This is a genomic window from Pseudomonas sp. TE3895 (assembly GCF_056278855.1).
This window is the reverse complement of record NZ_JBWBQE010000001.1, coordinates 5,162,957-5,177,961: the sequence shown is the minus strand read 5'-3', so window position 1 is coordinate 5,177,961 and position 15,005 is coordinate 5,162,957. Positions and strand designations below refer to the sequence as shown.

The window sequence follows — 15,005 nt, the reverse complement described above, 5'->3', positions numbered from 1 at the left end:
TGGTAAATCGAATTCAGTGTCCTCGTTCAGCCAACGGCGTGATTTTCGTTGAGTCTATGGATGCCAGCGGTGCCAGTCATTCCGTCCCAGTTATCACCGCGACCTTCACGCCAGCCGTTGATCCAGGCTTGGCGAACAGAAGGAAGATTGAAGGGGCAAAGTTCGCGGGATTTGCCGGTGACCCCGTATTGGTAGCCACGTGAATATGCTCTTTCCAACGGATCACGCTTAAGTCTTCTCATAGGGTGTTGCCCTCACTTGTTGACTGTAATGTCCCGTCGGCCTCTCCGAGGCCGGGCAGAGTCGTTCTGCCGGTTTGCGCTCGCTGCCGGCGTGGCGAGCTGAAAGTGCCGCCTCGTTGCGAAGCGGCCTGAGACCAGTTCTATCGAATGCGAGTCACGGTGTGAATGATCGATTTGTCATAAGCACGTAACCTTTCCAAGGGTGAGGGGATAAGTAAATAAATGCGACTCAACCTTGTTTGGTGTTTAGCCCCGCAATGATCGGGGTTTGCCGTTCTTTGACGTCATTTCGCCAGCGTTGTTTGCGGATGACAGAAATAATTTGAAATGCGACGAAGGGTCACATTGGCCCGCAGATCGCCAGAATTACGCGTACTGCCTGATGATCTAAGCTGTCTTTGCCACTGGGCCAGGCACGGATCGGTCAGGCGGCCCGGCTTTTCCGAAGCACGTTGTGTGCCGCAGAAGGCCACCCGCACGCCTGCTGGAAAGGTGTACGGGCAAACATCGCGGGGCGATGCGTCGCCCCGTCAGTCAAATAGCCCAAGGCGCTGGAATACTCATGTCGGACCGTTTCGAACTTTACCTCACCTGTCCCAAAGGCCTTGAAAGCCTGCTCGCCGAAGAGGCCAAGGGCCTCGGCCTTGACGAGGTGCGCGAGCACACCTCGGCCATTCGCGGCGCCGCCGACATGGAAACTGCTTACCGCCTGTGTGTCTGGTCACGTCTGGCCAACCGCGTATTGCTGGTGCTGAAGCGCTTCTCGATGAAGAACGCCGACGACCTTTACGACGGTGTGCACGCGGTCGACTGGGCTGACCACCTGGCAGCCGACGGCACCCTGGCTGTGGAGTTCAGCGGCCATGGCTCAGGCATCGACAATACCCACTTCGGTGCGCTGAAGGTCAAGGATGCGATCGTCGACAAGCTGCGTAACCGCGAAGGCCTGCGCCCGTCAGTGGAAAAGATCGACCCTGACGTGCGTGTGCACCTGCGCCTGGACCGCGGCGAGGCCATTTTGTCCCTCGACCTGTCCGGGCACAGCCTGCACCAGCGTGGCTACCGCCTGCAGCAAGGCGCCGCGCCGCTGAAGGAAAACCTGGCGGCAGCGGTGCTGATCCGTGCTGGCTGGCCGCGTATTGCTGCCGAAGGTGGTGCGCTGGCCGACCCGATGTGCGGTGTGGGTACCTTCCTGGTCGAGGCCGCGATGATCGCCGCCGATATCGCCCCCAACCTCAAGCGCGAACGCTGGGGCTTCAGTGCCTGGCTCGGCCATGTACCGGCGCTGTGGCGCAAGGTGCATGACGAAGCGCAGGCGCGCGCGCAGGCCGGCCTGGCCAAGCCACCGCTGTGGATCCGTGGCTACGAGGCTGACCCGCGGCTGATCCAGCCGGGCCGCAACAACGTCGAGCGTGCCGGCCTGGGCGACTGGGTGAAGATCTACCAGGGCGAAGTGAGCACCTTCGAGCCACGCCCGGACCAGAACCAGAAAGGCCTGGTCATCAGCAACCCGCCCTACGGTGAGCGTCTGGGTGACGAAGCCAGCCTGCTGTACCTCTACCAGAATCTGGGCGAGCGCCTGCGCCAGGCCTGCATGGGCTGGGAAGCAGCAGTATTCACTGGTGCGCCGCAACTGGGCAAGCGCATGGGCATTCGTAGCCACAAGCAGTACGCGTTCTGGAACGGCGCATTGCCATGCAAGCTGCTGCTGTTCAAGGTGCAGCCTGACCAGTTCGTCACCGGTGAACGCCGCGAAGCGCAGCCTGAAGGCACCGAAGCCCGCCAGCAGGTGCCGCAGGCCAGCGAGCCCGCGCGGCTGTCGGAAGGGGCGCAGATGTTTGCCAACCGCCTGCAGAAGAACCTCAAGCAACTGGGCAAGTGGGCCCGTCGCGAGCAGATCGACTGCTACCGCCTGTACGATGCCGACATGCCTGAATATGCCCTGGCGGTCGACCTGTACCAGGACTGGGTACACGTGCAGGAATACGCCGCGCCACGTTCGGTCGACCCGGACAAGGCTCAGGCGCGTCTGCTCGATGCACTGGCTGCCATCCCGCAGGCGCTGGGCATTTCGCCGCAGCGTGTAGTGCTCAAGCGTCGCGAGCGGCAAAGCGGCACGCGCCAGTATGAACGTCAGGCTACCGAGGGCCGCTTCCAGGAAGTGAACGAAGGTGGCGTCAAGCTGCTGGTCAACCTCACCGACTACCTGGATACCGGGCTGTTCCTTGACCACCGCCCGATGCGTATGCGCATCCAGCGCGAGGCTGCCGGCAAGCGCTTCCTCAACCTGTTCTGCTACACCGCCACGGCCACCGTGCACGCGGCCAAGGGCGGTGCGCGCAGCACCACCAGCGTCGACCTGTCGAAAACCTACCTGGACTGGGCGCGGCGTAACCTGGCACTCAATGGCTATTCCGAGCGCAACCGCCTTGAGCAAAGCGATGTAATGGCGTGGCTGGAAGGCAACCGTGACAGCTACGACCTGATCTTCATCGACCCGCCAACCTTCTCCAACTCCAAGCGCATGGAAGGTGTATTCGACGTGCAGCGTGACCATGTTCAGCTGTTGGACCTGGCCATGGCCCGTCTGGCGCCGGGTGGTGTGCTGTATTTCTCCAACAACTTCCGCAAGTTCCAGCTGGACGAGCACCTGATGGCGCGTTACGTGGTGGAAGAAATCAGCGCGCAGACCCTGGACCCGGACTTCGCCCGTAATAACCGTATCCATCGCGCCTGGCGTTTGCAGCTTCGTTGAGGCGACGAGGTACATTGCACGGCTAATGGCCAATAGCTATAACTGAGGGCAGGGCAAGATAATCCGCAGGACGCTGACGTGACGAGATGGGTGTATGTCAAAGTGTGGCGTGCGTGCGCGGTTGCTTGGCTTGTGCACAGAGAGGGCGTCCGCCTGGGCGATGGCGCTGCTTGCACTGGTGGCGGGCGGCTTGTTGACCGCTGCCTTGGCATTTGCCGCGCACACCTTCTACAAGCAGCAGCTGCGCCAGCGCTTTGAGCTGCTGGCCAGCGAACGCGCCAGCCGTATTGCCGAGCGCTTTGACGAACAGCAGCAGCGCCTGGACGGGCTGCGGCGGTTCTTCAGTTTTTCCAGCGAGATCACCCCGCGCGAATTCGACGGCTATGCCCGACCACTGCTGCAACGCACCTTGGCCTATGCCTGGGCGCCGCGCGTCGAGGCTGCGCAACGCGCCGAATTCGAGCGCCTGGCCAGTGCCCATACCGGCCCAGGCTATGTGATCCGTGACCAGGACGCGCAAGGCCAATGGCGCCCGGCTTCGCAGCGCGACCATTACTTCCCGGTGCTCTATACCCAATCGAGCGAACGGCCCGGGTTGCCTTATGGCCTGGACCTCGCTGGTCAAAGCGGGCCCCAGGCGGCATTGGCGCGGGCGCTGGCGCCGGGCAGCATGGCGGTGTCTGAGCCATTGGCCCTGTTCGATACCCACTCGGCTGAGCGCGGCCTGCTGATGGTGGCGCCGGTATTTTCCGATGCCGACCCCCGCGGTGCGGCAGTGGGCTATGTGATGGCGTTGCTGAGCATGCGCGAGCTGGTCAGCGACGGTCGACCGGTAGCGGTTGATGACAACCTTGTCGTGCGCATCACGGACCCGTCCGGGTTACAAGGCCCCGTCGTGATGTTCGATTCGCAGAATCCGGTTGCGCCCCTGGCCCTGGCCAGCAATCAGTTGTTGCGCCTGGCCGATCACCATTTCCAGCTGAGCATTCAGCCAAGCCAGGCGTTCGCGCAGGCGAACCGCTCCTCGGCGGTGATGGCGGTCGGGTTGTTGGGCGGACTGTTGAGCCTGTTGCTCAGCGTGCTGCTCTACAGCCTGTTCAGCCAGCGTCAGCGCGCCCTGGCCCTGGTCGCTCAGCGTACTGCCGAGTTGCAGGTCAGCGAGCAGTCGTTGCGTGGCACCCACAACCAACTGCGCAGTGTGCTGGATGCCGCGACCCAGGTGGCGATCATCGCCACCAACCTCAAGGGCGTGGTCAGCACGTTCAACGCCGGTGCCGAACGCATGCTCGGTTACGCGGCCAGCGAAGCGATCGGCCGCTTGCGCCTTGAAGACCTGGTGCTGCCGGAGGAGCTCAACCTGCGTGCCCATGCCTTGAGCTTGCGTTTTGGCCGCGCCATTGCTGGGGGCCAGGCGATGTTCGCTGAAACGGTACAGGAACACGGGGCCGAGCCTGGCGAGTGGACCTTGCTACGGGCTGATGGCAGCCAGCTGGTCGCCAACATGCTAGTGACTGCCATGCTCGACGAACAGGGGTTGTGGGTTGGCTACCTGGCCATCTGCATTGACGTGACCGAGCGGCGCCGGGTGCATGAGGCGTTGGCAGCGCGTGACCGGTTGCTGGAAAAGCTCAGTGCCGAGGTGCCGGGCGGCATCTACCAATATCGCCTGGATGCCAACGGCCATTCGTGTTTTCCATATGCCAGCATGGGCCTGTATGACATTTATGAGGTCGACCTCATGCAATTACGTGAGGATGCCTCGAGGGTGTTCGAACGTATCCACCCCGATGACCTGGAGCGCGTGCGCCGCTCGGTGCGCTATTCGGCCGAACACCTGTCACCCTGGCGCGAGGAGTATCGGGTCTGCCTGCCCCGGGCCGGACTGCGCTGGGTGCGTGGCGAGGCGACCCCGGAAGTGGGCGAGCAGGGCTGCACGCTGTGGCATGGCTACCTGACTGACATCTCCGACCTGAAGGGCGTGGAGGAAGAGTTGCGGGCGCTGTCGGTCACCGACTCGCTGACCGGTATCCATAACCGTCGCTACTTCCAGGAGCGGCTCAAGATCGAACTGGAGCGGGCCCAGCGCGATGGCTTGGCGCTAGCGGTGATCATGCTCGACATCGATCACTTCAAGCGCATCAACGACCGCTTCGGCCATGCCGTCGGCGACCGGGTGCTGCGTAGCCTGTGCCAGCGCATCGGTCAGCGTTTACGGCGTACCGATGTGTTTTGCCGCTTGGGCGGGGAAGAGTTCATGGTGCTTTGCCCGGGCAGCGATGTCGATCAGGCGCGGTTGCTGGCGCTGGAGTTGTGGCAAGGGGTGCGCAATGTGCCGGTGGAAGGCGTGGGCCAGGTGACTGCAAGCTTTGGGGTGGCGGGTTGGCGGTCGGGCGAAGGCGCTGATGCCTTGCTGTTGCGCGCCGACGCCGGCGTGTATGCGGCCAAACAGGCCGGGCGGGACCGGGTGGAGGGGGAGTCGGCCTAAGCGCTGTCGGTTGCCGGTACCGAGCCTTTCGCGGCGAAAACCGCTCCTACAGGTTGCACAGGTTTGGTAAGCCGTGCTCACCCCTGTAGGAGCGGGTTCACCCGCGAAAAGGCCAATACAGGCTAACCAATCAATTAGCTGCTGTACTGCCAGCCAGCTTCGGCTGGCGATACAGGTCAAGCAACACCTGATCCAGCACCTGCGAGGCACCCCACGGTTTAGGGTCGTTGAGAATAGCCGCCACCGCCCAGGTATGGCCGTTGCTGTCGCGGCTGAAGCCGGCAATCGCCCGCACAGTGTTCAGTGTGCCGGTCTTGATGTGCCCTTCACCGGTCATCGCGGTGCGCTTGAGACGCTTGCGCATCGTGCCGTCCATGCCCACCAGCGGCATCGAGCTCATGAATTCGGCAGCGTAAGGGCTCTTCCAGGCGGCTTTCAGCATCTCGGCCATTTCCCGGGTACTGACCCGTTCGGCACGCGACAGGCCAGAGCCGTTTTCCATCACCAGATGCGGCGCAGTAATACCCTTTTTCGCCAGCCATTGGCGTACCACGCGCTGGGCAGCACGGGCGTCGTCACCATCGGCATCGGTGCGGAACTGCGCGCCAAGGCTCAGGAACAGCTGCTGGGCCATGGTGTTGTTGCTGTACTTGTTGATGTCGCGGATCACTTCCACCAGGTCTGGCGAGAAGGCGCGGGCCAGCAGGCGAGCACTCTTGGGCACATTCTCGATGCGGTCGCCACCCTGGATGTTGCCACCCAGTTCGTTCCAGATTGCGCGCACGGCACCGGCGGCGTAGGTGGAATGGTCGAGCAGCGACAAGTAGGTTTGCGAGTTGCAGCCGTCACCCAGTTGGCCGCTGACCGTGACACTGATGCCGTCGGCCTGGGGCACCGGGTTGTAGCGTACATCACCGGTGCATTTCTTTGAGGCTACCGGCTTGACCTGGTTGTCGATACGGATACTGGCAATCGGCGGCTCGACTGCGACGGTGACTTTGCCACCATCATTGCGCGCCACGAAGCGCAGGGCCTTGAGGTTGACCAGCAGCGAGTCGGGCTTGACCAGGAACGGCTTGTTATCATCACCGCCGTCGTCGTTGAACTGCGGCAGGTTGGGCTGCACGAAATGGCTGCGGTCCAGCACCAGGTCACCGGTGACGGTGCGCACGCCATTGGCGCGCAGGTCACGCATCAGCAGCCACAGCTTTTCCATGTTCAGTTTGGGGTCACCGCCACCTTTAAGGTACAGGTTACCGTTAAGCACACCGTTGCTCAGGGTGCCGTCGGTGTAGAACTCGGTTTTCCACTGGAAGGTCGGGCCAAGCAGTTCGAGGGCGGCGTAGGTCGTGACCAATTTCATGGTCGAGGCCGGGTTCACCGACACATCGGCATTGAACACGGTCGGGGTGCCGGGGCCATCCAGCGGCAGCATCACCAGCGACAGCGCTGTGTCCTGCAGCTTGTTGGCCTTGAGCGCCTGCTGCACTTTGGCAGGCAGGGTGGTATTGACGGCGGCGTGGCTGGGCAAGGCAAGTGGCAACAGCAGGCCGGCAAGTATGAGGGGACGAAGCGTTTTGATCATAGCGAGTGAATACCCTGCGGCGAGGGAAAAGGGCTTTGGGGCTGTAAAAGATGATGGCCCCACGACGTAAACAGTACGCATTATGCCCCAAGCGCAGCCGCGATGCGTCACGTTCGACGGAAAAGCATCGCCAATAAAAAGGCCACCCGAATGGGGTGGCCTTTTCAGCAATCAACCTTTCAGCCCGAAGCTGACAAGTATCACTCAGCCTTGTTGATAGGCTTTTCCGGGTACCAGGCATCCAGCAGCGGGCTGACTTCGATTTTGGTCAGTTCGCTGCGGCCTTTGAGCCAGGCTTCAACGGCAGCGCGCTGTTCTTCGCTGACCGAGCCGCGTTTGACCGAGCACACCAGGCCGAAATCGTCACCGCCTACATAATCCAGGCCGTTGGCGTCCATGGCTTCTTCCAGGAACGCGTCGAGGAAAGCATCGATTGCCTGGTCATCCAGATCTTCCTTGAATTCCAGGTTCAGCTCGAAGCCCAATTCCTGAAACTCGTCGACACACAGCTTCTTGCGCAGACGACGGGAGCGGTTTGTGGCCATGAAACAATCCTCTTAGGTAATAACGCCGCGCAGTCTACCAGTTAACACGTGTGGTTGCCTGCCTGAGTATCCGTGCTTGTGGCCAATTCCTTGGCCAGGGCACGTTCCACTCGGCACATATGCCGTGCCAGTGCCTGGCGCCGCAGGCGCACCTGGGCAGTGGGCAAGTCGCTGGCCTCGAGGGCTTCACAGGCCGCCATCAGGTCAGGGGCTTCCAGCATGCGTGCGGCGCTTAGCACCTTGTGGGCCTGCTCGGCAATGGCGCCGCTGTCCTGTTGCGGGTGAAGCGCCATCAGGCTGGCCAGATCGGCCTGAAGGCTCTGGTGCAGGGCCTCCAGGAAGCGCTGGCGATCGACCGGGTCAGGCCCGACCACGGCGGCCAGGCCGTCCAGCTGGTACAGCTTGCGGCGGGGGCGTTGCTGGCGGCGCGGGCGAATGCCAGCCAGGCGCTGGCTGAGGGTGCTCAGGCTGATGGGCTTGAGCAGGCAGTCGTCCATGCCGGCGGTCAGGCACTTGCGGCGTACTTCCGGCTGTGCGTTGGCGGTATAGCCGAGGATGGTGCAGGGTGGTCGCTTGCCATGGCGTTCTTCGGCGCGCACGGCAGTCGCCAGCTGGTAACCGTTCATGTGCGGCATGTTGCAGTCGAGTACCAGCACATCGAAGTCGCCTTCCCGCCAGGTCGCCAGGCCTTCCCGCCCATCGCGGGCGCTGGCGTGCTCCAGGCCCAGGTAGCCAAGTTGTTGCGCCATCAGTTGCAGGTTGGCCGGGTGATCATCAATGACCAGCACGTTCAGCCGTGGGTCGGGCACGTCGAGCTGCTCGGGCAGCGGTTTCGGCTGCTCTGCGCCATCCACCCGTTGCAGCGGGCATCTTCAGGCGCACCTGGGTACCGACATCCTCCAGGCTTTTCATGGACAGGCTGCCGCCCATCATTTCGCACAGGTTGCGGCAGATGGCCAGGCCCAGCCCGGTACCTGCGCGGGCGCCCTGGCTGTGCGGGTTGGCCTGGATGAACGGGTTGAACAGGCGCTGCAGGTCGTCGGGGTGGATGCCGATGCCACTGTCGCGCACCTCCAGCTCCAGTACGGCGGGTGTGCTGGTACCGTCATCCAGCAGGCTGACGCAGATGCGCACCTGACCATGCTCGGTGAACTTGATGGCATTGCTCACCAGGTTGGACAGCACCTGCTTGAAGCGCAGCGGGTCAAGCAGGACATGGCAGCGTGCGGCCGGGGCGATCTGCACCTCCAGGGCCAGGCCTTTTTGCCGCGCCTGGCCATCGAAAATGCGCGCCACCGATTCGACCAGCGCCGCCAGATCGACCACCTCCGGGGCCAGGGACAAGTGCCCGGACTCGATGCGCACGATGTCGAGAATGTCACCGATCAGGCCTAGCAGGTCTTTGGCCGAATGGTGTGCCAGTTCCAGCGCGCTGCGGTCCACCCGGCCCTGGTCGGCGCGCTTGACCGCCAGTTCCAGCATGCCGATGACGGCATTCATCGGGGTGCGGATTTCGTGGCTGATGGTCGCCAGGAACGTGCTCTTGGCGCGGTTGGCATCGTCGGCCTGCTGCTTGGCCTGGCGCAGCTCCATGACCAGTTGCCGGCGTTCGCTGATGTCGATCCAGCCGCCGATGATCCCCTGTACCTCACCCAGAGAGTCGCGGTACGGCAAGATCCAGTGGTAGATAGTCAATGCCCGGCCTTTGATCCGTAGTGGGCGGTCCTTGATCAGCGGCGAGCCCGCCGCCATGACTTTCTGGTAATCAGCCTGGATCTGCCGAGCCTGCTCGGAATCGGCAAACAGGCTGTCCTTGAGTCTTTTGCCGATCACCTGATCGGAGCGGGCCTGCACGGCTTCAAGGTAGCTGTAGTTGCAACTTTTCAGGCAACCCTCGCGGTCGCGCACATACATGGGGTGGGGCGTACCGTTGAGCAGGGCGCGCATGAATGCCAACTGGTCGTTCAGCGCGCGTTCGGCGCGCTGGCGCTGGCGAATCTGCAGGCGCAGGCGGGCATTCCAGAGCAGGGCCAGCAACAAGAGCACGACCGTGGCCAGCACCACCTGCAGGGCAAGGCGGCTGTAGACTTTGGTGTTGTCATCCTCATGCCTGCCAAAGCCGCGCCAGCGGTTGTTGATTACCCCCAGCTCCTCGGGTGAGATACTCAGCAAAGCCTTATCGAGGATAGACAGCAGCGCCGGTGACGGAGCCGTGGTGGCCATGGCGAAGTTGGCGGGTTCGCTGCCGACCGAGGTGCGGATGACCAGTTCGGGGTTGCTGGCCAAGGCGTGGTTGGCGTCGATCAGGGTGGTGATCACCGCATCGACGGCCCCGCTGTTGAGCAACGCCATGGAGTAGAACGCGCTTTCGGTCTCGACCCAGCTTATCTTTGGGTAGTCCCGGGACAGCATGGCGTTCATGGTACTGTCCCGGGTAATGGCGATGCGATGCCCCTGCAACTGCTCCAGTGAACTCAGTGTGTTGTTGTCCTTGTGGTTGACCAGCACATAGGCGCTTTCGAGGTAGGGGCGGCTGATTTGCAGGTCGTCCCCTGGTTTACCGGCGCTGGCCAGTGCGGCGATGACATCGGCCCGGCCATCCTTGAGGCGGGCGACCATGTCGGCAATGCCACTGGCGCGCTGCACTTCGAAACGCAACCCGGTGCGCAGGCGAATGAGTTCCAGCAGGTCGGCGGTGATGCCTCGGAAATGCCCCGAATCATCGAAATAGGACAGTGGTGCAGCCGCGTCATCGGCTGCCACGCGCATCACGGGATGCTTCTGCAGCCACTGCTGCTCGGCCGCGCTCAATTGCAGTTGGCGATCGCTCAGCAACAGGTCGCTGCCGGCGCTCCAGCGTTTGAAGATACTGGAGCGTATGGCCGGGCTTTGCCTGTCCAGGATGGTGTTCACCAGGTCCAGCAGCACGGTATCTTGCTGACGCAAGGCAAAACCGAAGCCGATGGCCTCGTGTTTGCCGAAGTTGGCCATGCGCAGGCGGGGCAGATGACCACGGTTGAGCTGGTAGTGCGTGGAGATGGTGTCGCCGATGAACACGTCGGCCTGGCCGAATGCGACAGCATTCAGTGCCTGGCTGGAAGAGCCAAAGGCCAGCAGCTCGGCCTTGGGGTAGGCGGTGAGTACTTCCTGTCTGGGCAAATAGTGGTAGAGCATACCCAGGCGCATGCCGGCAAGGTCCATGTCCAGTGCCCGGTTTTCATCTTCACGCGTTACCAGTACAGGTTGGTCGACGGCATAGGGGCGCGACAGTGCCAGGCCGTCACTGGCCGCTTCGTAGCCATTGGCGCTGCCCAGCAGGTCGATATCCCCGTGCCTGAGCGCCTCCACCGCCGCCTGCCGGCTGGAGAAACGCAGCACCCTCACTGGCAACTGCAAGGCCTTGCCGATCAGGCTTGCATACTCGGCGGTCAGGCCCTGGTAGTCGTTGCCGCCACCGGTGATGTCGAACGGCGGATAGTCGGGGGCCGACGTGCCCAGTACCAGTTCCTGCTGGCCTTCGAGCCATTGCCGTTGTTCGGGCGTGAGCACGGGCTGGACCGGGCGGGCCGATGAGCGCGCCAGTAACGTAAAAGACGCGGCTTCACGATGGCCAGCCTGTGTTGCGCCGCTGAGCAGCAGCAGAACGAGCAGCAGGCAGTTGATAGCTCGGGCCATGACCATGTTCAGACCAGCGCGTTGCGCTTGGCCATCTCGATCAGATCGACCAGCGTATTGACTTGCAGTTTGTGCATGAGGCGCTTCTTGTAGGTGCTGACAGTCTTGCTGCTGAGAAACATGCCCTTGGCAATTTCCTTGTTGCTGCGGCCTTGGGCGAAAAGTTGAAGCACCATCAATTCGCGGTCATTTACCTGGCGGAAAAGTTGCAGGTCACTGTCGGTCGTCTGGTTGTTTTTTATTGCCTGGCTGGGGAAGTAGTTATAACCGGCCAGTACGGCCTTGATTGCACTGAGCAGTTCGCTCAGGTCTTCCTGCTTGCAAACATAACCCGCTGCGCCCGAGTGCATGCAACGTACGGCAAACAATGCCGGGGACTGTGCAGTCAGTACCAGAACCTTCAAGGGCAGGGCCATGCTCTGAAAGCGGGCCAGCACCTCCAGGCCGTCTAGCTTGGGGATGCTGATGTCGAGAATGACCAGGTCGGGGTTGCTCTCGCGGATCATCTGCATGGCGTCTACGCCGTTGTCCGACTCGCCGACAATCTTGTAATTCTGGTTTTCCAGCAGCATACGGACGGCCAGGCGAATCACCGGATGGTCGTCAACGATAAATATGGAGTGCATGTTCAACTTCCCTGCGGTCGATTGAGGGTGACAGTGGGCACCTTATCGCAGTTGGAAGTCCTCAGGCGTGCGAGGAATGGCTGTTAGGCCTATATGGGAAACGGCTTACAAGATAAAACAAAATGGGCTACGGAATAGGTGTGCTTAACTCGCTGTCAAAGCGATTTTGGTAACTTTTCATTAGTTTTTATTCGTGCCGTTTAGTGTGGTTACCCTCGGTGTAGGAAGTTTCCTGCAAGCGTGGTGCAGCGCCTGGCCGAGCCCGCGCTGCACCGACGCGTTTCAGGTCGGGCTGGAGCGCCCGGTCATCTCCCGGGCCATTTCGCTGGCATAGCTGTCGGTCATGCCGGCGATGAAGTCGATCATGCGCAGAAAGGCGCTGTGCAACGAGGCATGCGGGTCTGGCGCATTGTTGCCGATCAGGTCCAGTACCCTGCGACTCTTGAACGATGGCGTACGTCCACCGTGCTGCTCGAGGGCCGCACCGCAGAACGTGTTCAGCAGAATCTCCAGGGTGGTGTAGGCGCCGATTTCGTGCAGGGTCTTGCGCTTGTCCTGGAAGATTTTGTTGCGCGCCATGTCCTTGGCTTGCAGTACACAGCGTTTGGCTGGGCCATGCATGTGTTCCACCAGGTCGCCCGCCAGTTGCCCGGCCAGCAACGCCTGCTGCTGCTCGACGAAGGCGTGGGCGGCGGCGTTGGTCAGGTGTTCGATGGCCTTGCCGCGCAGGATGGCCAGTTTGCGCCGACGAGAATCGCGTGGGCCGAGCTGGCGGTAGGTTTCTGGCAGGTCTTCGCCGACCAGGTCAAGCAACAGCGCTTCGACTTCTGCGTATTGCAGCAGCTCCATTTCCAGGCCGTCTTCCAGGTCGATCAGCGCGTAGCAGATGTCATCGGCAGCCTCCATCAGATACACCAGTGGGTGGCGCGCCCAGCGCTGGTGTTCCAGCTGCGGCAGGCCGAGCTTGCGGGCGATCTGTTCGAGCAGGGGCAGTTCGCTCTGATAGCTGCCGAACTTGTGCTTCTTGTAGCCCAGGGCGTCGGCATGGCGGGCGCTCCACGGGTACTTGAGGTAGGTGCCGAGGGTGGCATAGGTCAGCCGGGTCCCCCCATCGAACTGGTGGTATTCCAGTTGGGTGAGCACACGAAAGCCCTGGGCATTGCCTTCGAAGTTGAGAAAGTCGGCCCGTTCGTCATCGCTCATGTCGTCCAGCCAGCCACGCCCGGCGGCCTGCTGGAACCAGTGGCGAATGGCGTCTTCGCCGGAGTGGCCGAATGGCGGGTTGCCGATGTCGTGGGCCAGGCAGGCTGACTGCACAATCATCCCCAGGTCACTGGGGGCGCACCAGTCCGGCAGGTTGTCGCGCAGGGTCTCGCCGACGCGCATCCCCAGCGAGCGGCCGACGCAGCTGACTTCCAGCGAATGAGTCAGGCGCGTATGGATATGGTCGTTGCTCGACACCGGGTGCACCTGGGTCTTGCGGCCGAGGCGGCGGAAGGCACCGGAGAAAATGATGCGGTCATGGTCTTTGTGGAAGGGGCTGCGCCCGAGTTCATCGGCGCTGTACAGGGCTTTGCCCAGCCGTTCGCGGGTAAGCAAGGTGTGCCAGTCCAAGGCGCGGTCTCCTGTCGTTCGAAGGCAGCAGCATACCCTGCAGGGAGCGCATTGTGCTGCGAAGAAAAGGCCGGCCCTTTGATGCATTTGTATCGATCGTACGGGCCTCTTCGCAGCACAAGGCTGCTTCTGCCGGGGCGAGCGTCAGGGCCGGCGGCCGCCTTGCAGGTAGAGGCGTACCAGCGGCAGCAGGGTGCTGCCCAACCGTACTAGGCGCGTCAGGTTGCCGCTGCGTACGCCCTTGCCGGTGAGAAAGCCCAGCGCCACCACAGCGCCGATGCCCCACAGTGGCGCATGCTTGATACCCAGGCCTTCATGTAGCGAGCTGCCCATGCCGCGCACGCGGCGCAGCGGTTCAAGCAACTGACCGGACTCATGACGGATTTCCTGGCGGTGCATCTCCATGCGCAGGCGCAGCAGCGCCTTGCGCAGTTCGCGCGGGTTACGCGTGTTTGGCAGTTCTGGCAGGCTCATGGCAACAGGCGCTCCCTGTCCTTGGCAAGTTCGTCGAGGGTGGCGCCGAAGGGCGATGATTCGTCGAACACCGCCGCCTTCAGGCGCACGCCGCAGTACAGGGCGGCAATGCCATAGAACACGCACAGGCCAATGATACCGGCCAGTCGATAGCTGTCCCACAGCAGCACCAGCAGCAGCCCGGACAGCGCGGTCAGCAGCAGCAGGGCGAACACCAGCGCCAGGCCGGCGAACAGCAGCAGGCTCAAGGTACGGCCCTTCTGCTCCTGCAACTCGATACCGAACAGCTCGATGTGGCTGTGCAGCAGCCCCAGCATGGCCGCGCCCAGGCGCTTACCCGAAGCGCCGGCGCCGTTGGCGTCATTCTCCATGGGTTCCCCTTAGCGCCGGTTGGCCAGCAGACCGATCAACAGGCCGACGCCGGCCGCGATGCCGATTGCCCGCCACGGGTTTTCCTGCACGTACTGCTCGGCGCTGCCAAGCGCTGCCTGACCGCGTTCACGGACCGAGTCCTGGGTCAGTTGCAGGGTTTCGCGGGCCTGGGCCAGGCGCTCGTGAATCTGCTCGCGCAATTCGTCGGCCTGGTCGCCGGCCAGGTTGGCGGTGTCGGCCAGCAGTTTCTCGGTGTCGCGCACCAAGGCCTGGAAGTCAGCCATCAATATCTCTTGTGCATTCTTTGCCGATTTGCTGGCCATGGGTCTCTCCCTGTCGATGAGTGTTGGTACTTCGAGTGACAGCACGCATGGAAGGTTCAAGTGCGGCTGCTGGTATGGGCCTTGCTATGTTTTTGCCACGTTGCGGAGCGCCTGTGACCGGTTATGCGCCGATTCAGGGCGCCCGCGCAGCGGATACCGATAAACCTTAACCCAATCCACGACAAACCCAAGAAAAAACCACGCAGGCTTCACCCCGCTCACCTGAACAGGGTAGGGGCTGGCACCGATTCGGTGCAGGGATGCAGGTTCTTGAACTGTCCTGGTGCCTTTTTCAGCAGGTCTGCCTAT

General features: G+C 62.4%; 10 protein-coding genes and 1 pseudogene. 2 read left to right on the top strand and 9 right to left on the bottom strand.

All coding sequences use genetic code 11. The annotated features are described in order from the left end of the window. Nucleotides 1–26: 26 nt before the first annotated feature. The gene (gene rmf / locus ACZ889_RS23485; RefSeq protein WP_003248687.1) at nucleotides 27–242 is read right to left on the bottom strand and encodes a ribosome modulation factor; all 216 of its coding nucleotides are present in this window, start codon (nucleotides 240–242) and stop codon (nucleotides 27–29) included. A gap of 562 nt (nucleotides 243–804) precedes the next feature. On the opposite strand from rmf, the gene rlmKL reads away from it, so the two are divergent. Both rlmKL and ACZ889_RS23475 read left to right on the top strand, forming a co-directional pair. Next, a complete protein-coding gene (gene rlmKL, locus ACZ889_RS23480; protein WP_012053184.1) occupies nucleotides 805–2,997 on the top strand; it encodes a bifunctional 23S rRNA (guanine(2069)-N(7))-methyltransferase RlmK/23S rRNA (guanine(2445)-N(2))-methyltransferase RlmL in 2,193 nt (730 codons plus the stop codon). Between the two features lie 94 nt (nucleotides 2,998–3,091). Continuing rightward, nucleotides 3,092–5,482, top strand: coding sequence for a sensor domain-containing diguanylate cyclase (locus ACZ889_RS23475; protein ID WP_180689513.1), 2,391 nt, complete (start codon nucleotides 3,092–3,094; stop codon nucleotides 5,480–5,482). A 130-nt stretch (nucleotides 5,483–5,612) separates the two neighbouring features. Here ACZ889_RS23475 and dacB read toward each other — a convergent pair whose 3' ends face one another. The 8 genes and pseudogenes from dacB to ACZ889_RS23435 all read right to left on the bottom strand — a co-directional run bounded on the left by dacB (nucleotide 5,613) and on the right by ACZ889_RS23435 (nucleotide 14,696). After that, the gene (gene dacB, locus ACZ889_RS23470; protein ID WP_102885170.1) at nucleotides 5,613–7,067 is read right to left on the bottom strand and encodes a D-alanyl-D-alanine carboxypeptidase/D-alanyl-D-alanine endopeptidase; all 1,455 of its coding nucleotides are present in this window, start codon (nucleotides 7,065–7,067) and stop codon (nucleotides 5,613–5,615) included. A gap of 200 nt (nucleotides 7,068–7,267) precedes the next feature. Then, nucleotides 7,268–7,612 (bottom strand): YggL family protein, encoded by a 345-nt coding sequence (locus tag ACZ889_RS23465; RefSeq protein ID WP_003248695.1) that lies wholly within the window; start codon nucleotides 7,610–7,612, stop codon nucleotides 7,268–7,270. A 41-nt stretch (nucleotides 7,613–7,653) separates the two neighbouring features. Further along, nucleotides 7,654–11,287: pseudogene (locus ACZ889_RS23460) on the bottom strand (ATP-binding protein). Nucleotides 11,288–11,295: 8 nt separating this feature from the next. Then, the gene (locus ACZ889_RS23455; protein WP_003248700.1) at nucleotides 11,296–11,913 is read right to left on the bottom strand and encodes a response regulator transcription factor; all 618 of its coding nucleotides are present in this window, start codon (nucleotides 11,911–11,913) and stop codon (nucleotides 11,296–11,298) included. A 282-nt stretch (nucleotides 11,914–12,195) separates the two neighbouring features. Next, nucleotides 12,196–13,527 carry a deoxyguanosinetriphosphate triphosphohydrolase gene (locus tag ACZ889_RS23450; RefSeq protein ID WP_003248702.1) on the bottom strand — a complete coding sequence of 444 codons (1,332 nt, stop codon included), beginning with the start codon at nucleotides 13,525–13,527 and terminating at the stop codon, nucleotides 12,196–12,198. 144 nt (nucleotides 13,528–13,671) lie between these two features. Next, nucleotides 13,672–14,001, bottom strand: coding sequence for a hypothetical protein (locus ACZ889_RS23445; protein ID WP_003248704.1), 330 nt, complete (start codon nucleotides 13,999–14,001; stop codon nucleotides 13,672–13,674). Next, complete coding sequence (locus tag ACZ889_RS23440) at nucleotides 13,998–14,372, bottom strand: phage holin family protein (protein WP_003248706.1); 375 nt, start codon at nucleotides 14,370–14,372, stop codon at nucleotides 13,998–14,000. The genes ACZ889_RS23445 and ACZ889_RS23440 overlap by 4 nt, the downstream gene beginning before the upstream one ends. A gap of 9 nt (nucleotides 14,373–14,381) precedes the next feature. Next, entirely contained in the window at nucleotides 14,382–14,696 is a 315-nt protein-coding gene (locus ACZ889_RS23435) for an ElaB/YgaM/YqjD family protein (RefSeq protein WP_010953104.1), read from the bottom strand. Nucleotides 14,697–15,005 lie beyond the last annotated feature (309 nt).